General features: G+C 47.1%; 20 protein-coding genes. 14 read left to right on the top strand and 6 right to left on the bottom strand.

Annotated elements, in window-relative coordinates:
- Nucleotides 1-473: 473 nt before the first annotated feature.
- Complete coding sequence (locus gpAD87_RS15880) at nucleotides 474-2,567, top strand: acyltransferase family protein (protein ID WP_064639162.1); 2,094 nt, start codon at nucleotides 474-476, stop codon at nucleotides 2,565-2,567.
- Between the two features lie 163 nt (nucleotides 2,568-2,730).
- Here the strand turns inward: gpAD87_RS15880 and gpAD87_RS15875 are convergent, their stop codons facing one another.
- Together gpAD87_RS15875 and gpAD87_RS15870 are read right to left on the bottom strand one after the other, a co-directional pair.
- Nucleotides 2,731-3,837 carry an FAD-dependent monooxygenase gene (locus gpAD87_RS15875; RefSeq protein WP_064639161.1) on the bottom strand — a complete coding sequence of 369 codons (1,107 nt, stop codon included), beginning with the start codon at nucleotides 3,835-3,837 and terminating at the stop codon, nucleotides 2,731-2,733.
- A gap of 252 nt (nucleotides 3,838-4,089) precedes the next feature.
- Nucleotides 4,090-4,614 carry an NAD(P)H-dependent oxidoreductase gene (locus gpAD87_RS15870; protein WP_063564746.1) on the bottom strand — a complete coding sequence of 175 codons (525 nt, stop codon included), beginning with the start codon at nucleotides 4,612-4,614 and terminating at the stop codon, nucleotides 4,090-4,092.
- 189 nt (nucleotides 4,615-4,803) lie between these two features.
- On the opposite strand from gpAD87_RS15870, the gene gpAD87_RS15865 reads away from it, so the two are divergent.
- Complete coding sequence (locus tag gpAD87_RS15865) at nucleotides 4,804-5,286, top strand: MarR family winged helix-turn-helix transcriptional regulator (RefSeq protein ID WP_063564745.1); 483 nt, start codon at nucleotides 4,804-4,806, stop codon at nucleotides 5,284-5,286.
- Nucleotides 5,287-5,373: 87 nt separating this feature from the next.
- Here the strand turns inward: gpAD87_RS15865 and gpAD87_RS15860 are convergent, their stop codons facing one another.
- Nucleotides 5,374-5,673, bottom strand: a complete 300-nt coding sequence (locus gpAD87_RS15860) for a hypothetical protein (protein ID WP_064639160.1) — start codon at nucleotides 5,671-5,673, stop codon at nucleotides 5,374-5,376.
- 213 nt (nucleotides 5,674-5,886) lie between these two features.
- On the opposite strand from gpAD87_RS15860, the gene gpAD87_RS15855 reads away from it, so the two are divergent.
- The 3 genes from gpAD87_RS15855 to gpAD87_RS15845 all read left to right on the top strand — a co-directional run bounded on the left by gpAD87_RS15855 (nucleotide 5,887) and on the right by gpAD87_RS15845 (nucleotide 9,782).
- Nucleotides 5,887-7,911, top strand: coding sequence for a Na+/H+ antiporter (locus gpAD87_RS15855; protein ID WP_064639159.1), 2,025 nt, complete (start codon nucleotides 5,887-5,889; stop codon nucleotides 7,909-7,911).
- Nucleotides 7,912-7,999: 88 nt separating this feature from the next.
- Nucleotides 8,000-8,938, top strand: a complete 939-nt coding sequence (locus gpAD87_RS15850) for an aldo/keto reductase (RefSeq protein ID WP_063564742.1) — start codon at nucleotides 8,000-8,002, stop codon at nucleotides 8,936-8,938.
- Between the two features lie 67 nt (nucleotides 8,939-9,005).
- Complete coding sequence (locus gpAD87_RS15845; RefSeq protein ID WP_063564741.1) at nucleotides 9,006-9,782, top strand: polysaccharide deacetylase family protein; 777 nt, start codon at nucleotides 9,006-9,008, stop codon at nucleotides 9,780-9,782.
- 136 nt (nucleotides 9,783-9,918) lie between these two features.
- Here gpAD87_RS15845 and gpAD87_RS15840 read toward each other — a convergent pair whose 3' ends face one another.
- Together gpAD87_RS15840 and gpAD87_RS15835 are read right to left on the bottom strand one after the other, a co-directional pair.
- A complete protein-coding gene (locus gpAD87_RS15840; RefSeq protein WP_063564740.1) occupies nucleotides 9,919-11,469 on the bottom strand; it encodes a DHA2 family efflux MFS transporter permease subunit in 1,551 nt (516 codons plus the stop codon).
- Nucleotides 11,470-11,477: 8 nt separating this feature from the next.
- Nucleotides 11,478-12,113 carry an HlyD family efflux transporter periplasmic adaptor subunit gene (locus gpAD87_RS15835; protein ID WP_064639158.1) on the bottom strand — a complete coding sequence of 212 codons (636 nt, stop codon included), beginning with the start codon at nucleotides 12,111-12,113 and terminating at the stop codon, nucleotides 11,478-11,480.
- Between the two features lie 201 nt (nucleotides 12,114-12,314).
- Here gpAD87_RS15835 and gpAD87_RS15830 point away from each other — a divergent pair, with 201 nt between their 5' ends.
- The 3 genes from gpAD87_RS15830 (at nucleotide 12,315) to gpAD87_RS15820 (ending at nucleotide 13,730) form a co-directional block, all read left to right on the top strand.
- Nucleotides 12,315-12,785, top strand: a complete 471-nt coding sequence (locus tag gpAD87_RS15830; protein WP_064639157.1) for a hypothetical protein — start codon at nucleotides 12,315-12,317, stop codon at nucleotides 12,783-12,785.
- Nucleotides 12,786-12,911: 126 nt separating this feature from the next.
- Complete coding sequence (locus gpAD87_RS15825) at nucleotides 12,912-13,118, top strand: YwbE family protein (protein ID WP_063564738.1); 207 nt, start codon at nucleotides 12,912-12,914, stop codon at nucleotides 13,116-13,118.
- Between the two features lie 21 nt (nucleotides 13,119-13,139).
- Nucleotides 13,140-13,730, top strand: a complete 591-nt coding sequence (locus gpAD87_RS15820; RefSeq protein ID WP_064639156.1) for a DUF4269 domain-containing protein — start codon at nucleotides 13,140-13,142, stop codon at nucleotides 13,728-13,730.
- Between the two features lie 13 nt (nucleotides 13,731-13,743).
- Here gpAD87_RS15820 and gpAD87_RS15815 read toward each other — a convergent pair whose 3' ends face one another.
- Nucleotides 13,744-15,180: a hypothetical protein gene (locus tag gpAD87_RS15815; protein WP_064639155.1), complete on the bottom strand. Its 1,437-nt coding sequence runs from the start codon at nucleotides 15,178-15,180 to the stop codon at nucleotides 13,744-13,746.
- A gap of 368 nt (nucleotides 15,181-15,548) precedes the next feature.
- Between gpAD87_RS15815 and gpAD87_RS15810 the strand changes: the two genes are divergently transcribed.
- The 6 genes from gpAD87_RS15810 (at nucleotide 15,549) to gpAD87_RS15785 (ending at nucleotide 23,559) form a co-directional block, all read left to right on the top strand.
- Complete coding sequence (locus gpAD87_RS15810; RefSeq protein WP_064639154.1) at nucleotides 15,549-17,348, top strand: sensor histidine kinase; 1,800 nt, start codon at nucleotides 15,549-15,551, stop codon at nucleotides 17,346-17,348.
- Nucleotides 17,323-18,942: a response regulator transcription factor gene (locus gpAD87_RS15805; RefSeq protein WP_064639153.1), complete on the top strand. Its 1,620-nt coding sequence runs from the start codon at nucleotides 17,323-17,325 to the stop codon at nucleotides 18,940-18,942. Before gpAD87_RS15810 ends, gpAD87_RS15805 begins: the two co-directional genes overlap by 26 nt.
- A gap of 174 nt (nucleotides 18,943-19,116) precedes the next feature.
- On the top strand, nucleotides 19,117-20,103 hold the full coding sequence (locus gpAD87_RS15800; protein ID WP_064639152.1) for an ABC transporter permease: 987 nt from the start codon (nucleotides 19,117-19,119) through the stop codon (nucleotides 20,101-20,103).
- Between the two features lie 17 nt (nucleotides 20,104-20,120).
- A complete protein-coding gene (locus tag gpAD87_RS15795) occupies nucleotides 20,121-21,029 on the top strand; it encodes a carbohydrate ABC transporter permease (protein ID WP_064639151.1) in 909 nt (302 codons plus the stop codon).
- 182 nt (nucleotides 21,030-21,211) lie between these two features.
- Nucleotides 21,212-22,738 (top strand): ABC transporter substrate-binding protein, encoded by a 1,527-nt coding sequence (locus gpAD87_RS15790; RefSeq protein WP_064639150.1) that lies wholly within the window; start codon nucleotides 21,212-21,214, stop codon nucleotides 22,736-22,738.
- Nucleotides 22,739-22,860: 122 nt separating this feature from the next.
- Nucleotides 22,861-23,559, top strand: a complete 699-nt coding sequence (locus gpAD87_RS15785; RefSeq protein ID WP_064639149.1) for a hypothetical protein — start codon at nucleotides 22,861-22,863, stop codon at nucleotides 23,557-23,559.
- The last annotated feature ends 103 nt before the right edge of the window (nucleotides 23,560-23,662 follow it).

The following is a 23,662-nucleotide window of genomic DNA, read 5'->3' as shown; positions in this document are numbered from 1 at the left end:
CCGGCAAGAGATAGGTTTATAATGGTTATTGGCTGCTGAGCAAGTCGGCAGCCTTTTCCTATTGGCATAAGTGTACACTCCAGACCCTCAGAGGGATCTGCTCATATTATGAAATAAAAGGTAAGGTAATATTAGCCATTCTATGAAAAATGCTGTATTTAACAATAAAATTAGAGTATGATTTTACAGCTATATATGCTTGGCAGGAAAGGTTACATCGTTTCACTGGATTGTAACTATTACTGTAATTTGTGAATAATCTTTCGGGCGTATAATGCTAAACGGGACATAACGACAAAGATATAAAGAAATCGTAATCATAAAACATCATGGTTAAGTAACACGTCTTCTTTATGTTGTAAATGAATGATGGAAGGTGCAATACGTATGTTAATGACAACCAGAACCACAAGGAGTTCTCGAACGCCCCAGACATGGATGATGTCGACTCACAATGTCAAGGAGGGGCTCACATGTCACAATCGTTGAAAAGCAAGCGGCATATGAACGGACTGGATGGTTTGCGAGCCATCGCTGTGCTTGCAGTAATAGGGTATCATCTGAATTTAGGTTTTATTCCGGGCGGGTTGCTCGGAGTAGGCATTTTCTTTGTTTTATCAGGGTATTTAATTACAGATATTCTTTTGACACAATGGCAGGAGCATGGCCGTATTTCGCTCGGTGATTTCTGGGTGCGAAGAGTAAGGCGCTTGTTACCTGGCATGATCACGATGACTGCAGTAGTGATGATTTGGCTGCTTTGCACAGATCCGTCTCGACTGGCTGCGTTACGTGGTGACATTGTCTCGGGAGTATTATACATAAGCAATTGGTGGTATATCTTTCATAATGTTTCTTATTTCGAAAGTTTCGGCCCTCCATCACCCTTTGGACATTTCTGGTCGCTGGCTGTGGAAGAACAGTTTTACATTGTATGGCCTATTCTACTGGTCGCAGCAATCGTTTTGTTCAAAAGAAAGGGATGGCTGGTCGTCTTTATTGTCGTGGCAGCTGAATTGTCTGCTGGTGCAATGGCCATCATGTATAATCCGGATCTGGACCCGAGCCGTGTTTATTATGGAACAGACACAAGAGCATTTGCACTACTAGCTGGTGCTGCACTGGCCGTCGTATGGCCGAGTCGCAAGCTATCGTCATCTCTTGCCCGCATAAATCGGCTTGTCCTGGATGTGTTAGGTTTAGCTGCGCTGGCTTGGTTAATCTACATGATGCTGAATAGCAGCGAGTACGACCCTTCATTGTATCGAGGAGGAATGGTGCTTCAGGCCATTGCGACGACATTGCTCGTAGCTGTACTGGCTCATCCATCATCCTTCCTGGCAAGACTCATTGGCGCTAAGCCATTGCGGTGGATCGGGGAACGATCCTATGGATTATATTTGTGGCACTATCCTGTCATTATTCTGACGAGTCCAACAGTAGATACGGGTGGAGCACGTCCTGTGCAAATGGTTTTGCAGGTTGCAGCAACGGTTGCACTGGCCTCCTTGTCACTTAAATATATTGAAAATCCAATTCGTCATAACGGATTCCGTGATTCCTGGTCCCGGTTATGGGGAAGAGGGCGCAATACAACAGGTATTCTCAACGTATGGTGGAAGCGCGCTGGATTGCTGATGAGTATACTATTGATGTGTTTTACGGTGTCACAGATGATGATTACGTCTGCAGCGAATTCTGATTCCCATTCGGTATCGATGTCGGCCACGCTGAATGGAGATCATTCCGTAACGGAGGAAAAGGGGCAGGACGTTCTTCCGGCAACAGTGAGCACTTCCGGGGTAGACAACCAACCTGCGCCACAGAAAAACGACAAACCAGCGGCGAACGCTGGAGATCCACCAGGCAAAGAAGAACAGCAAACGGAGAAGCCAGGTAATGCTCCCAAATCTGAGGAACCAACTTCTGGTGAGCAGAAAGGATCAACTCCTGGCGATTCAAACCATGCTGTTGGTAAACCCAAAGGAAGCACCGACAATCCGGGAAATCCAGAAGACAACGGTAATGACCAACCGGAGGATCCTGTCAATACATCAGATTCGTCTAAAGAGCAAGAGGAAACAGCCCCTCCAGCCAAAGACGGAAAGATTCATTATACGGTCATTGGAGATTCAGTTATTTTGGACGCCAAGCCTTATCTTGAACAAACCATTTCGGGCGTGCACGTGGACGGTCATATCGGCCGTCAGATGTGGGAGGCTGCCGATGTACTGGATGGCCTGAAGAGAAATAACCAAATGGGCAGTCAGGTCGTACTGGAGCTTGGAACAAACGGTTCCTTTAATTCCAAAAGTCTGAATTCTGTGCTGGATTATTTGAAAGATGAAGAACATGTTTATCTGGTTACCGTGCGAGTTCCTCGCCCATGGGAACGAACCGTGAATAAAGCACTGAACGAAGCGGCTTCCGATTATAGCAATGTATCTCTTATTGATTGGCACACTGCAAGCGAGGGGCATGACGAATATTTCGAAAAAGATGGCGTACATCTGACGAAGGAAGGTTCGGAAGCATTTGCAGCACTTGTGAAAGACAGTATGAAATAAATCAGAACTTATCTATTCATTTATTTATAGTTCATGAATGTTTACGGACCTAAATTAGAGACATTCAGTCTAACTCTATAAAAGAACAATACAGCCGATGCTTCCCCAACAGGGAGTCATCGGCTGTTTGTTAATTTACGCGGTGCGTGAATAACACGCCCCATTATTGAAAAGATTCGTACCGCTGCTGGAACGAAGACTCCATCTCCAGTTGCCTAGCCAACTGCTGCTTCACTTTTTCTCCACGTCGGGCCTGCAGCTCTTGCAGCCGTTCTGTAGAAGTGAATTGATCGGCTGCCATATCAATGAGCAGCTCAGCGAGCACGTCCGCATCTTCCAATGCGGCATTCAATCCAAAAGCGCCCGTTGGAGTCATTGTGTGAGCAGCATCACCAAGCAAGACAACGTTGTCCTGCGCCCATAATTCGGCGAAACTGCTCTCTACGGATAACAAAACAAAATCACTCCATGTCTGGATATGTTGAGCTACCGAATCAGCGAGACAGGGGAAGGCCGCCACGAGTTTCTGTACAAAGGGAGCAAAAGGCTGTTCACGCAGCTTGGAGAAGGACCCTTGCGGGATGTTCCATCCGATCTGTACGTATCCTCCAAATTGTGAGAATAGCGCCAACTGCTGACCATCCATACTGGCCATTCGAACAGCAGGTTCCCAGCCTGCTGGAGCAGGAATGCGAGCCCATAACAGATCGTATCCATGTTTGCGGATATCCGGGGTCAGACCAGCGTGTCTGCGTACAGCTGAATATCTGCCATCTGCACCAACAATAACCGCTGCTTCAATGGAAGCAGGCCGTCCTTCTTGCCGAATGTTGATGCCAACCGTGTGGTCAGCCTTATTCCGTAATAATCCAGTCATAACCGTATTATAAAGGACTTGTTCGTTTTCCTGGTTCTGTGATTGTGACACGATGACTTCCAGCAGATGATCCTGAGGCACATGAATGCCCACATGGGATTCTTGCTCTCCAGGGAAAATGGTGTGGATGATCTGACCGTTCTCCCAATATTGAATTTGCTCCAGAGGCAGCACGCCACGCTGGGTGACAGAAGGGTATAACCCATGTTTATTCAATACATGTTCACCATCTGCATTAAGCACTTCGCCACGAAACGACTTAAGAAGGTGCGGCTGGCGCTCGATCAGAATGGTGGATATTCCCTGCCGTTTCAGCAGGAATGAGAGTAGCGCCCCTCCAGGGCCAGCTCCCACAATACAAACGTCAGTTTTTAAATACGCATTTTGATTCATGTGTAAAATTCCCTTGCAATATAATGGATGAATAACCTATTACTTTATAATAACAGATTTATAAAAATCATTAAGTAACTAAAAGTAACTTTAAAGATATACGTTATTATAAACAAATTTAATCCAATAATGCAATAGAATCCTTCTATTTCTCTACAGGAAGGAGGATTCAAGCCTGCGGTACTGCTTTTCAGCTTATGAGCGCAGGCTTGATAAGAACAGCAAATTCTTTTAAGGGAAATACTCTGATATCTATGTGATCAGTCGGTTGGTTATGCGAGCCACGCGTTCTCCCAGAGCTTTACCCAGTGCTATGCCCTGTTCGCTGAGCAGATCATCACTGTCCACCGGACACGTCACCCCAACACCATAATAGGAGCCATATAATGCATTATCTGCAAAGTTTCCAGGTAGTCCGGTAATGATCATGCCCTGATGGAGCATGGGTGTCAGCAGATGAATCAACGTTGACTCCAGTCCACCATGCTCGGTTGCGATGGTACAGAACACCGCACCTACTTTGTCTACAAGCTTGCCCTCAGCCCAGAGGTAGCCCAGCTTGTCGATCCAATTTTTCAACCCCGAGCTGATGGAGCCAAAATGTCCGGGGCAGCCCCAGATAATGGCGTCCATTTCCACCAGCTTGTAAATGTCGGCTTCTTCTGTGGAATGCAAATGAACGGTTGCACCATGCACGCTGGCTGCGCCAGCAGCAATCGACTCGGCAAGCGCTCGTGTATGACCGCCTTCACTATCGAAAACAATATAAATGTTCATTGCTTGATTCCTCCTTGTGTGGTTATCTGTTCATGCTATAAGGTAGCTTGTCACATGAAACGGCAAAATAAGCATGAACTTTACAGACAAGTAAAGGGTTTTGGGAAACAAGCGCATTTTTCACAAACAAAATAGTACAAATATGTTACAATATAAGGTAGGTTATGATCAAAGGTAGGAGGAACGTTTATGAGCCCGGATACGGAGCGAAACTCTCAATTGGCAAATGTCGATCAATTGTTGGAGGCCTTCTTCAGATATAAAAATAAAGTATTAGATCAGCAGCAAAGAAATGAAACAAACTGCAAATTGAATCCGACGAAAAGTCATATATTGGGCATGATTTTGCGTGAAGAACGCTGTATGGCTGTGGATGTGGCCAGACAACTTAGTCTATCTTCTGGAGCAACCACAATTGTGCTGAATCAACTGGAGAGCGAAGGTCTGATCCAGCGGGTGCGCAGTGAAGAGGACCGAAGAATTGTATGGTTGTCTTTAACTGAAGATGGGAAGCAGCTTGCAAGAACGTTGATTAATAATCGCGGTCGGATGACGTGGGAACTTTTGCAGGCGCTTACGGAAGAGGAACAACTGCAGATGTTTGGCATGCTGAAGAAGATTGAGCTGAAACTGCTGGAAAAAATGAAAACGTTGGAACAAACGCATCGCTAAATATATGGTGTGTAAAACGCCAGCCTTCAAGAATTTGAGCCCGCTTTGGGACTTGAATCTTGAAGGCTGGCGTTTTAATTTTTTCAATTAAAGATGGAAACGTTGAATGTGATCGGTCAGACCTTCCTGGATCAGAATTTCCTTCTGTTTTTTACCGAGCAGGTCAAAATGGGGGAAAGGCTGACGCCGATGGATGTAACGTGGGTCGAGTCCATGCTCTCTACACCAGTCCTCAAGCCGTTTCAGATCCGAACAGCCCACTTTGGTCACACTGGTAATGCCCGGAAAACGGTTGTCGATCCAGAAATGAGTGAGATAGGCAAGGTCGCCACGAGATACAAGTTCTTTCCACTCGGCCAGCTCCTGTCGTTTAATTCCAAATGCCATAGACACCAAGTTCCTTTCCAAACGGGTATTGTCCTGAGCATATTGTAACATCTTATAAACAGAACCAATCAGAAATCTGCAATCGGACTGTTGTCCATTCGCTTTGGACGGGTATTAATATGACAACATTTTTATAATAAACTTTGGTTTATGTTAAAATAAGGTACACAAAATGGTTTTCACCACTTCATTATTCGGAAAGGGATTGTCATCATGGAACTATTTATCGCCGTGCTTGTTTTGCTGGTACTGATCGGTTTATCGAATATTTTGAACCGATTTGTACCCTTTATCCCCATTCCGTTGATTCAGATTGTTCTCGGTGTAGCCATTGCACTATTACCTGCGGGTGTGCATCTGCCACTGAATCCGGAATTGTTTTTCGTACTCTTTATCGCTCCGTTGCTGTACAACGACGGGAAGCGAACACCGAGGCACGAGCTGTGGAATCTAAGAGCGCCCATCCTTTTGCTGGCCCTGGGCCTTGTATTTGTAACGGTTGTCGTGGCAGGATATGCCATTCACTGGCTCATTCCAACCATTCCGCTTCCTGCGGCTTTTGCACTTGCGGCAATTCTGTCCCCGACAGACGCTGTGGCTGTAGGCGCTATGGCAGGTCGTGTGCATTTACCCAAGAGCATACATAGGCTTCTTGAGGGAGAAGCATTAATGAATGATGCATCCGGTCTGGTTGCATTCAAATTTGCGATTGCCGCCACGGTTACAGGGGTATTTTCCCTGGCTCAGGCGTCATTTAGTTTTATACTTATCGCGATTGGCGGGTTGCTGATTGGTGCCTTATTATCATTCCTGTTGATCCGATTGGGTGTCTGGATTCGGCGTCTGGGGATGGAAGATGTAACGATTCATATGTTATTGCAAATTCTAACGCCCTTCGTCATTTATCTGGTCAGTGAAGAGGTCGGTGTTTCGGGCATTCTTGCGGTCGTCGCTGGCGGGATCATTCATGCTATTGAGCGTGATCGGACCGAGTCTGTACAACTGAAGATGCAGGTGGTATCTGCCAGTACCTGGTCTGTCATTTTATTTATTTTGAACGGATTGGTCTTTGTCATTCTGGGGGTACAGATCCCGGATGTGCTGAGTACCATCTTCGAGAATGTCTCGTTTGATAACCTTCAAGTACTCGGATATGTGGGCCTCATTTCAGTGCTATTGTTGGTACTTCGTTTTGTATGGATCTATCTGTTCTGGAAAGGAAATGAAAATTCCGGTGAGGCGTTGTCCAGCGGGAAGCCTCGGCTGAAAGAAGTTACGATCATTACTCTTTCGGGTGTGAGAGGGGCTGTAACGCTGGCGGGGGCATTCTCCATTCCTTATGTTCTCCAAGACGGGTCTCCTTTTCCGGAAAGGGATTTGATCATTTTCCTGGCAGCAGGTGTGATACTGTTCACTCTGATTGCTGCAAGTGTGTTCCTTCCTATTCTTGCGAAGAACGAAGATAAAGCGGAAGAAGGTACACCGCAAACGACAGAAAGAAAAGCACAGGATATTATGCTGAATGCTGCCATTCGTGCAGTGAAGTCGGAAATGAACGACCAGAACAAAGCTGCTGCGCTTGCGGTAGTTTCCGATCTGTCGAAATATATCAGGCAGGCGGCTGGCGAGCTTACTGCCGGTAAGCGCAAGGACATTTTAAAACAGGAAACAGCAATTAATCTCATCGGTACGCGGGCTGAACGTAAGGAAATTGAGAATATGATGGATGAAAATGTAATTGCTTCGGAAGCCGCCTTTAGATGTAACAGCTGGTTGGATCGAAAGGAAATGATGCTTGCAAACCGCACGAATACACAGATGATGTTCTCACTCAGTGAATTTGGACGAGTGTTTGGACATGTGTTTACGAATCGTTCACGGAAGCCGGATCAGCCATTTATGATTGAAAATGCGGATCTGTTCCGTCAAGTGAAGATGCGTACCTCTGAAGCAGCGATCAAGGCGATTCGTGCTCATATGAACGATAGTAACCGGATTGTGGCTCTGTCGGTCATCTCCAGATATGAGCGGGTAATTGCCAAATTACGCACCTGGAATCAGGGCAAAACGGAAGATCCATTTGATCAGGAAAAGCTGGAATTGCAAATGGTGGCGATGCAGGAGCAGCGCAATACCATACAGCAGCTATACGAAAATGGCGAAATTAACCGCGATGTGGCTGCAAAACTCCGCCGTTTCATCAATGATGTGGAAGCTACAGCGCTGAAAAACACCTAATCCGATAAACCCGATATTTTAAATATGCTTAAGCCTCTGATATAATATATGTGAGTTACCAACGCTCAGAAAAGGAGATGGATGAGACATGGCAGAACAACGTACTCGCTTGGGCAAAACCGAACTGATTGTTAACCCGATTGGATTGGGGGCTAATGCAGTAGGAGGACATAACATCTATCCGAATATGCTGAATGATGAGACAGGTAAGGATGTCGTTCGTACAGCTTTGAAACAGGGCATTAACTTTTTGGATACTGCTTTCATCTATGGACCTGAGCATTCAGAACGCTTAATTGGTGAAGTGCTGAAAGAAACGGGTCAGCGTCAAGATACTATTATAGCAACGAAAGCTGCACATAAATTCGTGGATGGCAACGTAGTCTTTGATAACTCGCCTGCTTTCCTCAAAACCTCTGTAGATGAGGCATTGAAACGCTTGCAGACAGATTATATTGACTTGTTCTATATTCATTTCCCGGATGAACTTACACCGAAGGATGAGGCTGTAGGTGCGCTGAAACGTTTGAAGGACGAAGGTAAAATCCGTGCCATCGGAGTTTCCAATTTCTCCATTGATCAGCTGCGTGAGGCAAATCGGAATGGAGATGTGGATGTGCTGCAGTCTGAATATAATTTGTTCAAAAGAGAAGCGGAGAAGGAATTGCTGCCTTATACGGCAGAGCATGATATTTCTTTTGTACCTTACTTCCCTCTGGCAGCAGGTCTGCTGGGTGGAAAATATAATCGGGATACAACCTTCCAGGATGGACGGGCGAAGAACCCGTTATTCACTGGAGAAGCCTTTATTCAGAATCTGGACAAAGTGGAACAACTACGCAGCATTGCACAGTCCAAGGATGCTGAGGTCGCGCATCTGGTTCTGGCCTGGTATTTGACTCAGCCCTCCATTGATGCGCTCATCCCTGGTGCCAAGAAACCAGAACAGGTCATCAACAATCTGAAAACACTGGATGTTGAGCTCACAGCTGAGGAAATTGCAGTCATTGATCAAATATTTCGTTAAATAGTTCTGGTGAATCGGGAAATGCTAACAGGGAGTTTACGTTTGAAGATAAAGAGAGGACATAAACATGAACCTGAAGGCAGCCCGATGCATCGGATTGTGTACGCTGGTTTTTTTGCTTGGCAGCAGTTCTGCCTACGCCAAACCTGTGCAGAAGAACCGACAGTATTATGAGGAACGGGGAGAGATTGTGTGGGAGGTTCCCACACATGACAAACTCATCGCACTGACCTTTGATGATGGGCCAGATCCGGTCCAGACCCCGCAAATTCTGGCTTTACTCGAGCAGTATCAGGCCAAAGGCACTTTTTTTGTGCTTGGCAAATGGGCGGAAAAGTTTCCTGACCTGATTAAACAGGAGCAGCGGGAAGGACATGAAATCGCCAATCATACGTATGCACATACGTACGCGGTCAGGTCAACAAGGGCGGATAAGTACAGCCATGAAATGAACATAGCGGAGAAATCCATTGTTGGAGCAGGGGCGCAGCGTCCTACGTTGTTTAGACCCCCGGGAGGCTATTACAATGACATGGTCATTCAGGTCGCCAAGCAGCAAGGCTATACGATTGTGCTATGGTCCTGGCATCAGGACACACGTGATTGGGCTTCACCAGGCGTATCAGCCATTGTGAACAAAGTGCTGAAGAACGCACGTAACGGGGACATTGTTCTGTTTCATGACAAGGTGGAGGGCAAGTCCCAGACGGTTGCTGCGCTAAAAACGATTCTGCCTAAGCTGCAGGAGCAAGGTTATCGTTTTGTAACCGTATCGGAACTGCTTGCTGTTAAGGCGAGAGAGGCTGCCAAGGATGACAATTCATCCTTACCCCAGCATCCATAGCGCAAGCCAAAAACCGCAGGTCTCTGGATTAAAGAGACTTGCGGTTTTTTATTGTTTCAATTGATCTAAGTGAAGCTTGCGGATCTGATCTGTGATACAGGGTTGTATAGGGGATATAGGGTGGTCCAACGCCATTTTAGCGTTCAGTTTTGACTTTACGAGGACGGGAGCGAGCCCGCCGCAGGAATAACGACAGAAACAGACCAATGATCGAAATCCAGGTCGCTACAATGAAAGCATCATTAATGCCTTCAATGGTTGACGTCTGAACAGCGATACCATAGAGCTGCTGTAATGCTAGACTGGTGCCTTGTTCAGGCGGCATTCCTGCCGCAGTAGCCATTTGTGTGCCAAGCATACCGACTTGTTCTGTCAGTGCTACATTGGTTGTAGTCACGGTGTTGCTGTAATCCGCCAAATGAATACCTGCACGTGTCGCCATCACAGTAATGAGCAGGGCGGTCCCGATTGAACCTGCGACCTGTCTGACCGTATTGGACATGGCCGTACCATGACTGGTGAGATGAGGTGGTAATTGGTTTAACCCCTCTGTCTGTACAGACATCATCAGCATGGACATGCCGAAGCTACGAAACGTGTAGAGCATCATGATGTGACCATAAGGCGTCTCCCCCGTCAACTTACTAAACTCAAAGGTGGTGATGGCGGTAATGATCAAGCCGACAATGGCTAGGGGGCGAGAGCCAATCCGGTCAAACAGCGCTCCTGAGATGGGAGACATGACGCCCATTAGCAATGCACCAGGCAGCAACAACAACCCGGATTGCAGGGGAGAGAATCCCCTTATATTTTGCAGATAGATCGGTAACAGCAGCATCCCGCCAAAGAGTGCCATGTTAATCGTTGCACTGACTAGCGTCGAGATGGTGAAGATGTCGTATTTGAATACACGAAATTCCAGCAGGGGGTTCTTCATAGCCGTTTCTCGGAGGACAAAGAAGACGATGAAGAGCACTCCGATAATGAGTGTCAACAGCACTGTCGCGCTGGTCCAGCCTTTATCTCCGGCAGAGCTGAATCCATATAACAGAAAGCCGAAACCGATGGTGGAGAATAATGCGCCAAAACCATCAAATTTCGGCGAAGTAAGCTTGGACACATTTCTCAGCCAAATGAAGGCAAACAAAATATCAAGCAAGGCAAGCGGAATGACCATATAGAACAGAATGCGCCATGTATAATGTTCCACGATCCATCCAGATAATGTCGGGCCAATGGCCGGAGCAAACATCATGGCAATACCCATCGTACCCATGGCGGTTCCCCGTTTCTCTGGAGGAAACACAGTCAGAAACACGTTCATAACCAAAGGCATAATAATACCGGCCCCACTGGCTTGTACGATACGACCGATGAGCATAACCGTAAATCCAGGACTGATGGCACAGATCAACGAACCTAACGTAAACAACAGCATCGCAGTCACGAACAATTTGCGGGTTCCGAACGACTCGATCAAGTAGGCGGTAATCGGAATGAGTACCCCGTTCACCAGCAAATAAGCTGTGGACAGCCACTGCACGGTCGTTGCTGAGACGTTAAAGTCATTCATCAGATGGGGGATGGCTACATTGAGCAAAGTTTGGTTCAGAATGGCGATAAATGCGCCAAGTAGCAAGACAGCGATGGTTTTTCCAAGTGGCAGTTGGTTTTTTTGATTATCCATCAGCAGCCTTAGATATGAACGCGCACGGTAGCGCTCATGCCGGGAACCACACCCAGTCCTTTATATCCTTCGATCGTAATGATGATCGGGATGACTTGTGTTACTTTGGTGTAATTCGCATTGGTATTGGACGACGGCAGTAGTGAAAAGGAGGACGCAGTGACAAGTCCGATCTGGTCTACTTTGCCAGTCAATGTGGTGTCTGGAAATGCATCGACATATACATCGACGATCTGACCTGCTTTAATTTTATCAATCGCGGTCTCGTCTACATTGGCCGTCACGTATAGGTTATTGAAATCATAGGCCCGTGCGAGGGGCGTACCTGCAGATACTAGTGAATTTTCGACGGCGGTCTGTTGTACAATGGTGCCATCAACAGGCATCGTCACGGATGTTGATTTTCCCGCAGCGGTGACGGTGGCAACAGTATCCCCTGCATTAAATGTTGTACCTACCTTGCCTTTCCAGGATCGAAGTTCACCACCTACAGCGGAAGCCACGGAGATAGGCTGCCCGGTAACAAGCGCATTATCGGTTTTAACGTAGCTGGTGGATTGGTTGTAATAGTAGATCCCGGCAGCCCCGGCTCCCAAAATCACCAGTATAACAATGATATTGATCAAAATGGCACGTGAATTCATGCTGATCATTCCTCCTCAATTCGGTTTTCTGTAAACCTTCTCTTTGATTTGGTGCTGAAAGTCTTCTGCTGACAATCCTGTTTGGAGCATTCCCGCTACTTTGTCGCTCTATACGAAACAAGGTGAAATATTATTCGCAGAATAGGGCACCAATATATTGATTAAGGCTGCCTACAGGCGGATGATAAGGAGGATGCTCATATGTTGATCATTTTGGTGGTAATTGTTGTTATTGGGGTTGTGTTTCTGATGATTTATAACTCCAGATCGTCCCGCAAGGCTGCAGAAGCAAGAGCTTCCAAAATAACAGAGGTGGATGAAGGGCCTGTCCTGCTGCATGAAGAAGACCGAGCCCGGAAGGAAGACAGAATTTACGAACAGGCAGAGCATAAAGAAGTTTTGGAACATGAGGATCGTAGGCAAACAGAAATTCATCAGATGGATTCTACATCGGAAGTGCCCCCTTCACCACAGAAAAGAGAGACGCAGACTACAGATGGTGATCAAGCTTATCGCCAAGCATTGCTTCATTTCCGTAAACCTGCCGAAGTGGAAGACGAAACGGTGCTGACGGAGACAAAAGAACCTGAAAAGAGTGCAGATGAAGTCTATCGATCGGCTCTGAAAGTGATGAAAAGCAAATCTTCTGATCCCTCTTCAAAGCGGAAATAACAGTTCAGTTATGTTTTTGAACATTGGTCATGGCTTTCGTTTTCAATCCAAAACGTCTACAATAGATGAAGCTTTGTAAATTATGGCTACATGACATGGAATACGTTGAAGAGGAGAGGGAAACCCATGAATGGACAACAACGAGTAAATATCAAACCGGGTCTTGAAGTGGATATCGTGCTCAAGCAAGATCAGCCGACAGGCAAACTGACACGCGGTATCGTGAAGGATTTGTTGACCAAATCGCCCACACACCCGCATGGGATCAAAGTACGTTTGACCAGTGGACAGGTGGGTCGAGTGAAACAAGTCGTTACAGGAGCGTCAGAATGAGCCGCTACCCGAGGGTGTGACATGATTACAACTACGGATGTAATGGCACATTTGGCCTCGGGGAACGAGCGTCAGCAGGATGCGTATAAGGTGTTGCAATCCAGTGGATTGTTAAGCATATTGGCAGCTTATCAGCCTTATCCGGCTGGAACAGTGCCGATTGATATTGATATTCCTGGAAGTGATCTTGATCTATTATGTGAGGCAGCGGATCTCGAGGCGTTCCAAACATTGGTGCACCAACAACTGGGCGGAATGCAGGGTTTTCGATGCGACAGGGGGGATGGCCGTGCTGGCCAGCGTCCTTATGTGACCTGTAGTGTGGAAATTGGAAACTGGCCTGTAGAGATTTTCGCTCAGTCCCTATCTGTACGCAGGCAGAATGCTTATATTCACATGCTGGTAGAGTGGGGATTGTTGCAACTCTGGGGTGCAGCAGGACATCGGGAAATTCGCAAACTGAAGCTGGAAGGCTTGAAGACGGAGCCTGCATTCGCTACTGTATTAGGACTTCAGGGAGACCCGTATGAGGAAATGCTTCATCTGGCCGCAATGAGTAAGGATGAGCTTTGGCAATTGGCCCGCTTGCGTACGTCTTTTCAGTTCGAATAGCACGGTTAAGTAATCAGATTAGAAAGATAGCAACGATAGTAGTAACTGTTAATCCCAGCAGTACCGGTTTCAGATTGCGTCGTGCCAGTTCAAATGGACTGACTCCACAGATGGCAGCAGCTGGAATTAAGGCCCATGGAATTAAGGTCCCACCGCCTACCCATATGGCGGCGACCTGACCCAGTGCCGTCAATACAGGTGCGGAATCTGCCGAGCCTGCAAACATGGACGCAATGGAGCCGACCAGGGATATTCCAGAGAACCCCGAACCATCCATTCCCGTGACCGCTCCGGTCACAGTCATCGTTATAGCACCTACCGTATTATTCAATGGCACTAGCCCTGCAAGAGCAACCCCTAAATCATTCACAATCCCGTGTGATCCAGCAGGCAGCGGGTTGTTGAACAGTTCTGTGATCGCAGCATCCCCAAGATAAAAGAAAGCGGCAATCGGGATAACAGGACCAAACACCTTGAATCCGAACTGAAATCCTTCAATTAAATAGTTTGTTGTTTCTTCCGGACCTGTATGACGATGCGCGGCAAGTGATACGGCAATCAGAATGAGCACGGCCGTTCCACCAATTAGTGCTGTGGCATCACCGCCTTGTAATTTAAGTAAAAACATCAGAATGACATCGACTAAGAATAACAATGGGATGATCAGAGCGAATGCCTTTTGCAAACGTGGGGGCATTGCTTGACGTTGAACGGCTGGCTCCTCGGAAATCGGCGCAGAGTCTGACGAAGGTGGATGAACGGTTACTGCTTCACCAGAGATCGGATCACTGAGTTTAACGGGGGAACCTGACTTCATCTCCTTGCGCAGCATCCAGAATGCCGTTACGGTAGACACCGTCCCCATCACTATGACAAGTGGGATACTTGCAGTCATAACAGCGGTAACGGGAAGGCCAGCTGCATCAGCTGTCAGTTTGGGTGCCCCTTGGATAATGTAATCCCCTGATAAGGCAATGCCGTGACCGAACAGATTCATGGCAATGGCAGCGCCGATGGGAGGAAGTCCGACTCGTACTGCTACCGGAAGAAGTACAGCTCCAACCAGGGCAACGGCAGGAGAGGGCCAGAAAAACAATGATACGATCATCATAATGAATCCAATTCCCCAATAGGCGACCTGTGGAGAACGGATGAACCGGGTGAGTGGTGTCACCATGACTTCATTGATCCCCGTCCGGATTAATACCCGGCTCATGGCGACAATGATCGAGATGATAAAAATGGTGCTGAGCAGCTCCTTGGCTGCGTAGATAAAACTGCTGAAGATTCCGGAAACTGATCCGCTTAATGTTTCAGTCGCCAGGAGTCCAATGGTCATGATACCTGCGACACAAATGATGGTTGTGTCTCTACGCCGAACCATGACGGCGATAATCAAGACGATAAAAGCCAGATATACATAATGCAATGGGACGAGTTGTATATTCATCGGACATGCCTCCTTACATCCTTGATGTCAATCCAAGGAGTGATATATCGTATGCATGTCATCACCGGGCGTTCGTGGAGTGTGGAGCAGGATTTTTTTTACAGATGGAGAACTAATTAGAGCATGGACCCTCGAACACGTACTGTAAGCCAAGAGCAAGTCACCAGAATTGACACTGACAGGTCACGGAACCACATAGACAGATGCAAGCAAGTATGACTACAATAAACATGCCATTATAAGGAATAAGATGGAAGAAATACAGTGGTAGAGCATCAAAAAAACAGGAGAAATCGCTTGATTTTGATAGCGGTTACAACAATGTGCAAAAGAACTGAAATCTAGATTAAACAAAAGGGCGGGAATTCATGAATTTCATCCGTTCACTGCGCTTTAAGTTTATTGTGGGTCTGACATTGATCATGCTGCCACTATTCATGCTGCTATATTACAACAACGTATATGCCATGAAAGTTGTACGTGATCAAGTGTCTCTCACCAATATGAATCATCTTGCAAAGAGTGTGGAGCAGAACGAGCGTGTGCTGCAGGAGACCAATCGGTATTTATACAGTCTGGGCGAGCGAGACCCGGACATTATTTCCCTGTTTTTTCTCAAATACGGCAGCGGCGATTATATTATTGCGAAACAGCGCATTATGAACAAATTCATGACCGATATCGGATTTTATAATCTGATCGATTCATTTTTTCTGTACGATGCCGTGAATGATGATCTGTTACTCGCTACCTCAGGCAATTATGATGTCAAAATGTCGATTGTGCAGGAGAGCATGCCGGTACAAATGCAGCAGCTGGAGGGGGAAATCCAGAAGCCAGAGTGGAGCATCGTTCGGGGAGGCACTTGGAATGCCTTGGTCAAAACGGTGCGGATCAATGCCCAGTTCTATGCGGGAGCGCTGGTGGACATGAATGCACTGAATCACCCCGAGCAATTCACGGAGTCCGGTGACCGGGGAGGTGCAGTCATCTTGGGAGCAGATGGCGGGGCGCTGTCCGATTCAGCCCTGAACTCGGCACAAATCAAACTGGCCGCAGCCCATATCACTGGATTGAATAATCCGTACCAGGTGATCTCTGAAGTGACGTCTATAGGCAGTGCACGTCAGTACCTGATGCTTGGCATTCCCTCAGCCATGTCTGAGATGAACTATGTTGTCCTGCTGCCAGAGGAGGATATGATGCGAAACCTGCCATTTTTTCAGCAGATCATTCGCCTGCTTCCAATTGGTGCAGCGGTCATTCTGATCACAGCTATGATTTTTCTCAGGCAGCTCCTATTCCGTCCGATGAATGTGCTCATACGTGGGATGAGAAGGGTTAGCCGAGGAGAACTTGATGTGAGGCTTGAGACGCCGTCTTCATCTGAACTGGAGTTTGTCACGCACAGCTTCAATCAGATGACAAGTGAGATCCAGCATCTGAAGATAGATGTGTATGAGGAACAATTGCGCACGAGGGAAGCGGAGTTTAAACAATTGCAGATGCAGATTAATCCTCACTTTTACCTGAATTCATTGAATATCATTCATAGCCTGGCTTCGTTGCAAAAGCATGAGCTGGTGCAGCAGATGGCGGGGCATCTGGCAGATTATTTCAGGTTCAGCCTGCGTGCAGGCAAACGTGTTATTCGATTGGATGAAGAATTGGAACATATCAGTCATTATTTGGAGATTCAGAAGCTGAGGTTTCCCAACAAGCTGGATTTCGTTCTGGATGTTGAACCAGATCTGGGGCATTATGTGCTGCCGCCCTTAACGATTCAACCTTTTGTGGAGAATGCCATTATTCATGGCTTTCAGCGTCGCACAGAACCTTTTGTTATTCGTATAACAGCACGGAAGTCGAAAACGTTATCTGATCCTGAACTGTTTTCGGTTCTTCAACTTTCAATTACAGATAACGGTGTTGGATTTGAGCAAGACATACTGGAGCGCCTGCAACAGGGGCAATACGCCGAAGATCCGGGTGGACAGCACATTGGCATCTGGAACGTTATTCATCGGCTGCTTGTAAAGTACGGCGAACATGCCGGATTGCAGTTCAGCAATCAGACTGAAGGAGGGGCAGCAGTCCATATTCATATGCCCGCTCAGACGGAAGAAGAAGAAGGGAGAGCCTATGCGGAACCTGTTGATCGTGGATGATGAAGTATACGCCTTGCAAGCGATGGTGGAAGGGGTGAACTGGAGCCTGGCCGGAATCGACCAGGTATTCAGTGCTGGTGATGCGGAAGAAGCGAGAATGCTGATGAGAGCCCATCCCATTGATATTATGATCTGTGATATTGAGATGCCGGGTGAAACGGGACTGGATCTGCAAAGCTGGGTGTTAAAGCATGATCCCGGCATGCAGACGATTTTTCTTACAGGTCATGCCCTGTTCGATTATGCCCAGACGGCAATCAAGCTGAACAGCTTCGATTATGTGCTGAAGCCTGCTCCCGCAGACCAGCTGATCAAGGTTGTGAGCCAGGCAATGGACAAAATCAAGGATGACGAGCAGCGTTCCCGCACCAATGAAGTATATGAGACGGTGTACAAACGCTGGCAAACGCATAAACCACTGTTGACCGAGCGTTTCTGGAAAGACGCCATCTCACAGCGCGTAACCTTAACCCAGCAAAAGCTGCAGGAGCTGGCCGAGGTCTATGGAGCCGAGATTGATCCGCACGTGCGCGTGTTGCCGATTGTCATTTCCGTCGAAGAATGGGTGCGAGACTTCGATCTGCGTGACGAGGAGGTGCTGGAATATGCGCTCCGCAATGCTGCCAAGGAAATGCTGCTTGGTGACAAACCTGGGGAAGTGTTTCAGGATCACAGTGGACTAAATATTGTGCTTGCATACGAACAGGACGGGATCATACCTACGGCGAGTGAGATGGCACAAGGATGTCAGAGTTATATTCAAGAGTGCGGTACCTACTTTTATTGCCGATTGTCCTGTTACGTCGGAGTCCCGGTAGCAGTTACAGATTTACAGGGGATGCTGAATGAGCTGATGGACATGGAGCGTCGCAATATTAACGAGCTTGAAGGGGTCTTTATCTATGACGAGGTCGGCCGAGATACGGAGGATCGTTTTCTGCCAATACCGTGGTTCTCCGAGCTGTCCATCCTGTTCGAAACGGGAAAGTTTGACGACCTGCGCGAGCGTGTGGACGAAATCTTTGAATTACTGGCTTCACAGGAGCGTTTGTCACCGGAAATTCTGCGCTTGTATTATCATGCGATGCTGCATGTAATCTACCCGTTGCTGCATCAGAAAAATGTATCTGTACGCAGCCTGTATCCTGGAGAACGGGAGCCGGAAGAAAACGTTGTGACACGTTCGCTGCCCCAACTGAAACAGTGGACATCAGATCTGATTAGTCGTGCCATCCCGGTATTGTATCCGGACGATCACAGTCCAATGACGATTGTGGACCAGTTATGCATTTACATTGAAAATCATATTGGTGAAGAGCTGATGCGAGAAGAACTTGCATCCTTTGCCGGATTTAATCCGGCCTATCTATCCCGCCTTTTTCGTAAAGAAAAGGGCATGTCGCTTTCCGAATTTATTCTCCAGCGCAGAGTAGCCAAAGCGAAGACCTTATTGTCCCAGTCTACTGTGAAAGTGACGGATATCGCAGGCAAGGTCGGTTACTACAATTACTCTCATTTTACGAAAATGTTCAAAAAGTGCACGGGCATTACCCCACAGGAGTTTCGCAAACAGTCTCGAACGGTACAGATTTGACGCAGCATGCTGCGTCTTTTGTTTTTTTGTGCCCTAAAGTCATAATTTGATCAGTGAACAGGTCACCACAGCAGATATTGGTCCTGAACGCCCCGCCGTATACTTGAACCACAGGAGACACAGCGGTGTTTCATCCTGAGGATGAAATTCAAGAGGAGTGAGGGAGAACAAGTTATGAAGACACAACCCCAGGCGGGTAAGGCAGCACGTCTATCGGATGGAAGGGACATATCGGTTCGAAAACGAAAGTCTGTCCTGTACAATCTAGGTAAATTCAAGGTTTTGTATCTCATGTTTGTGCCAGGCATTCTGTTTCTGCTGGTGAACAACTATATGCCGATGTTCGGCGTTCTGATTGCATTCAAAAATGTAAACTATGCCGACGGTATTTGGGGCAGTCCGTGGAGCGGCTGGGATAATTTCAAGTATTTATTCTCCACCAGCGATGCTTGGGAGATCACACGTAATACGCTCGCATATAACACGGTATTTATTGCTCTGAATTTATTTGTAGGTGTAGGGCTTGCGATTTTGTTGAATGAAGTGAAAAACAAGGCGATGTCCAAATTGTATCAGTCACTCATGCTGCTTCCGTATTTTCTGTCGATGATTGTAGTCAGCTATCTGGTGCTCGCGTTTCTCGGCAAGGATTCGGGTTTCATGAACTCAACGATTCTTCAGCTCTTTGGCGGACAACCAATTGACTGGTATTCGGAGCCCAAGTATTGGCCGTACATTTTGCCACTGGTGAACACATGGAAGAATATCGGTTATTATGCCGTCATTTATCTGGCAGCAGTGGTAGGCATCGATGAGGAATATTATGAAGCAGCCGTGCTGGATGGCGCGAGCAAGTGGCATCAGATTCGCTTCATTACCGTTCCGTTTCTCGTACCGCTGATCGTGATTATGACATTGCTGCAGATCGGTCGTATTTTCTACGCGGATTTCAGTCTGTTCTACCAGGTTCCGCTGGAATCGGGCGCATTGTTCCCGGTCACGAACGTTCTGGATACGTATGTGTACCGAACCTTCCTTATTGGAGGCGATATCGGGATGTCCTCGGCAGCCGGGCTGTATCAGGCTGTTGTCGGATTTGTACTTGTTCTCGTATCCAATACCATCGTTAGGAGAATGGACAAAGATAATGCATTATTTTGAGAGGAGGCAAGCCAGCTGTGAAATCACGTGATCCATTAGCCGTGTCGCGGCGTTCCGCGTCTTTCATACACGCTATGTTTATATTCTATGCCATTGCCTGCATCGTGCCGATCCTGCTTGTCTTCGCGATCTCATTCTCGGACGAGACCACGGTCATTGCGAACGGGTATAAGCTGATTCCGGAGAAGTTTAGCCTGACTGCCTATGAATTTCTGTTCAAGGACATGGACCAGATCATCCATTCCTATGGCATTTCAATTATCGTAACCGTGATAGGTACAATAACGAGTGTTGCACTGACTGCATTGTACGCATATCCGCTTTCCCGAAGAGATTTGCCGTATCGCGGGTGGTTCGCCTTTTTCATCTTTTTCACCATGCTGTTCAATGGCGGTCTAGTCCCGTGGTATCTCGTCTATGTGAACGTACTGGATTTGAAAAACTCGATTCTGGCACTGATCATGCCGCTGCTGTTGTCACCTTTCTTCGTGCTGGTCATGCGTACGTTCTTCGCTAACTCCATTCCGGTATCGATTCTTGAATCGGCACGAATTGATGGAGCGGGTGAATTGAGAACGTTTACACGTATTGTGCTTCCGCTCTCCCTTCCGGTGATGGCGACCGTTGCACTGTTCAGCACATTGAATTACTGGAACGATTGGTATCTCAGCATGATTTTTATATCTGATAACCGGACGATCAGTCTTCAGTACCTTATGTACCGGACGCTGCTCGATATTCAATATTTAACATCCAACTCCAATGTCTCTTCACAGATTTCCTCACAGGGCGGGTTGCTGAATCTGCCGAATAAAACACTGCAGATGGCGATGGCTGTTGTCGGTATTGGTCCAATCGTACTGGCATATCCATTCTTCCAGCGGTATTTCATCAAAGGCCTAACCGTAGGCGCAGTGAAGGGGTAACTCCGGCCGGTTAGCGGAGAGGGCAACGGATAATTGAAGATGGACCTGAGAGGGCATATACAAAAAGCAGCGAGTACAGACACGCCGGAGGGCCGGCAAGCGAACGGACTTTTGCAGATTGGGGAACATTGCGAATTGGGGCAATCGGTTGCAGGGTCCAACATATGACGGGAGGGGTTCACTTGGTTAGAACGTTTAAGGTATGGCCGCGTTTCGCGGCAGCAGTTATGGCGCTGAGCCTGGTGCTGGCAGGTTGCTCATCAGACAAAGGCGGAACAACACCGGAAGCACAGGGTGGCGGTGGAGCGGAGACTGGGGGCAAGCCCTATGAAGTGACGTTGTATTATCCAGGGACACCACAGAAAGATGTAGCTCTGGTGGAAGCCGAGATCAACAAAAAGATGGAGCCCAAGATCGGGGCAACACTCAAGATTAATGCGATCGACTGGGGTCAGTGGGATAACAAGCTGAATCTTATGATCTCTTCCGGCGAAAAATCAGACATTATTTTCACGGCGGCTTGGCAAAATTATACCGTCAATGTGGCAAAAGGAGCTTTCTTGCCGCTCAATGATCTGCTTGACAAGTATGGGCAGGATATCAAGAAAAATCTCGATCCAGCCTTTCTGGAAGGTTCTCAGGTGGATGGCGTAAACTATGGCGTTCCTACCAACAAGGAGCTGGCTGCGACGCGTGGTGTACTCGTACGCAAAGATCTGGCTGACAAATACAAGCTCGATCTGACCGCAGTAAAAACATGGGCTGACCTGGAGCCGCTGCTCAAAACAATCAAGGAAAACGAACCAGGCATCACTCCATTCTATATGTCCAATACCAATGGTAACGGGCTGTTAGAAAATCTGGACTGGGATTATCTTGGTGATGCATCCGTTCCAGGCGTCATCTCCAAAACAGCGGGTACAACGACGGTACTGAATGAAGTGGAGACCCCTGAATTCAAGGAAGCGGCTGAGCTTGCACGCAAGTGGTATCAGGCTGGATACATTAACAGTGATGCAGCAACTTCCAATGTATTCCCGAAAGATCAGGCGAAGGCAGGCAAGGCCTTCCTGTGGACCGATGGCATGAAGCCGGGCAAGGATAAGGAAGAAGAAGGGTATGTCGGATATCCATTGACCCAGATCGAGATGACACAGCCTACTATTACAACCGGGGATGCTTCCGGTGCGATGCTCGCGATCTCCCGTTCCTCTGAGCAGCCGGAGAAGGCGATGCAAGTCATTAACTTGCTGCATTCCGACAAAGAAATCAACAACCTGCTCAACTTCGGAATTGAAGGCACACATTATGTGAAGAAAGACGGCCAGAACAACATTATTACCTTGCCGGAAGGTGTAGATGCGAACAGTCGCACATATAATCCTGGTGCACAATGGCAGCTAGGTAACCAGTTCCTGAACTACCTCTGGGATAATGAAGATCCGCAGAAATGGGAAAAGTTCAAAGAGTTTAATGCCAAAGGCGTTAAGTCACCTGCACTGGGCTTTACGTTCAATAGCCAATCCGTCAAAAACGAAATTGCTGCGGTCAACAACGTGAACAAACAGTTCAAACCGGGTATGACATCGGGTGCAGTAGATCCGAACGAGATGATCCCGAAATATCTGGAGAAGCTGAAAGCCGCAGGTATTGATAAAATCATTGCAGCTAAACAAGAACAGCTCGACGCATTCCTGTCGAAAAAGTAGAATTGAGTTGCAAAACCAAAGACGTTTTCGGTTAAAAACCGGAGCGTCTTTTTTTATTTGGATCGTAAACCATAATAAGGAAATATATGATATAATCAGGTGGTTGATTAGGGGGTGTTCGTGTGTCGAGAACCAGACTTGTGTTCTCTGCGATGTTATTGCTGTTTGGCATCATTTTTACGTTTAAGCATCACCTCGGTTTCTCTGTGGGGGACACGATGTTGTCTGCTATAGGCATGTCGCCTTATACCACATCCTATGTAAGTGGTGTGCATATCACGTTATTTTTTGGAATGGGTATATTAGCGTGCAGCTACTATCTTACACGCAAAGAAATCATGCCATTATATCCGGTTCTGGCCAAACGGCTCTGGCTGATCGTTCTCGCTATTGTTCTCAGTTATTCCTACATGACGGATAAATTGATGTATGTAGCCAAATGGGGGGCATCCGGTATCAATGGTGTTTCCTATGTCCAAAACGATAGCTCCTGTACCTATGATGTACTGGAAAATGGCATTACACGAGTAAACTGTGACCTGACACTCAAAAATTACACCAGAGAGCCTGTAGCAGCTGTGCTTTTGCCTGACTTGGCCCGCAGTTACAAACACCAGGATGATCCGCTCTATGAATCCCTGCAATCTGTCCAGCTGAAGCCTGTGCATATAGAGATTGAGCCGCATGGAACATTTAAAGGTCAACTGGCGTTTTCCGGTTTGGCTGCCTCCCCGCTGCAAGTCAAAGGAAAGCTAACCGATATTGTATTGGATGTCGCCGTAGATGGAGAGAACACTGTGTTTGACTACGATATTCCATAATGATTTTGCGTTAGCAAGATAGAATGAATACATAAGAAGAGCATTGCGAATTAGAAGAAATTAATCAATATATAGTGTTTAGAAAGGAGCTGGCGGTTGCCAG

The organism is Paenibacillus sp. AD87, assembly GCF_001659845.1.
Lineage (GTDB): Bacteria > Bacillota > Bacilli > Paenibacillales > Paenibacillaceae > Paenibacillus > Paenibacillus marchantiae.
Note: the sequence above shows the minus strand (reverse complement) of the source record. Positions and strands in the feature narration are given on the sequence as shown.

Coding starts and splice junctions, on each gene's coding strand:
- gpAD87_RS15875 (WP_064639161.1), bottom strand. CDS start 3,837: ATGAATCAAAATGCGTATTTAAAAACTGACGTTTGTATTGTGGGAGCT.
- gpAD87_RS15805 (WP_064639153.1), top strand. CDS start 17,323: ATGCGGAACCTGTTGATCGTGGATGATGAAGTATACGCCTTGCAAGCG.
- gpAD87_RS15870 (WP_063564746.1), bottom strand. CDS start 4,614: ATGAACATTTATATTGTTTTCGATAGTGAAGGCGGTCATACACGAGCG.
- gpAD87_RS15810 (WP_064639154.1), top strand. CDS start 15,549: ATGAATTTCATCCGTTCACTGCGCTTTAAGTTTATTGTGGGTCTGACA.
- gpAD87_RS15860 (WP_064639160.1), bottom strand. CDS start 5,673: ATGGCATTTGGAATTAAACGACAGGAGCTGGCCGAGTGGAAAGAACTT.
- gpAD87_RS15850 (WP_063564742.1), top strand. CDS start 8,000: ATGGCAGAACAACGTACTCGCTTGGGCAAAACCGAACTGATTGTTAAC.
- gpAD87_RS15855 (WP_064639159.1), top strand. CDS start 5,887: ATGGAACTATTTATCGCCGTGCTTGTTTTGCTGGTACTGATCGGTTTA.
- gpAD87_RS15845 (WP_063564741.1), top strand. CDS start 9,006: ATGAACCTGAAGGCAGCCCGATGCATCGGATTGTGTACGCTGGTTTTT.
- gpAD87_RS15840 (WP_063564740.1), bottom strand. CDS start 11,469: ATGGATAATCAAAAAAACCAACTGCCACTTGGAAAAACCATCGCTGTC.
- gpAD87_RS15820 (WP_064639156.1), top strand. CDS start 13,140: ATGATTACAACTACGGATGTAATGGCACATTTGGCCTCGGGGAACGAG.
- gpAD87_RS15880 (WP_064639162.1), top strand. CDS start 474: ATGTCACAATCGTTGAAAAGCAAGCGGCATATGAACGGACTGGATGGT.
- gpAD87_RS15825 (WP_063564738.1), top strand. CDS start 12,912: ATGAATGGACAACAACGAGTAAATATCAAACCGGGTCTTGAAGTGGAT.
- gpAD87_RS15830 (WP_064639157.1), top strand. CDS start 12,315: ATGTTGATCATTTTGGTGGTAATTGTTGTTATTGGGGTTGTGTTTCTG.
- gpAD87_RS15835 (WP_064639158.1), bottom strand. CDS start 12,113: ATGAATTCACGTGCCATTTTGATCAATATCATTGTTATACTGGTGATT.
- gpAD87_RS15815 (WP_064639155.1), bottom strand. CDS start 15,180: ATGAATATACAACTCGTCCCATTGCATTATGTATATCTGGCTTTTATC.
- gpAD87_RS15800 (WP_064639152.1), top strand. CDS start 19,117: ATGAAGACACAACCCCAGGCGGGTAAGGCAGCACGTCTATCGGATGGA.
- gpAD87_RS15865 (WP_063564745.1), top strand. CDS start 4,804: ATGAGCCCGGATACGGAGCGAAACTCTCAATTGGCAAATGTCGATCAA.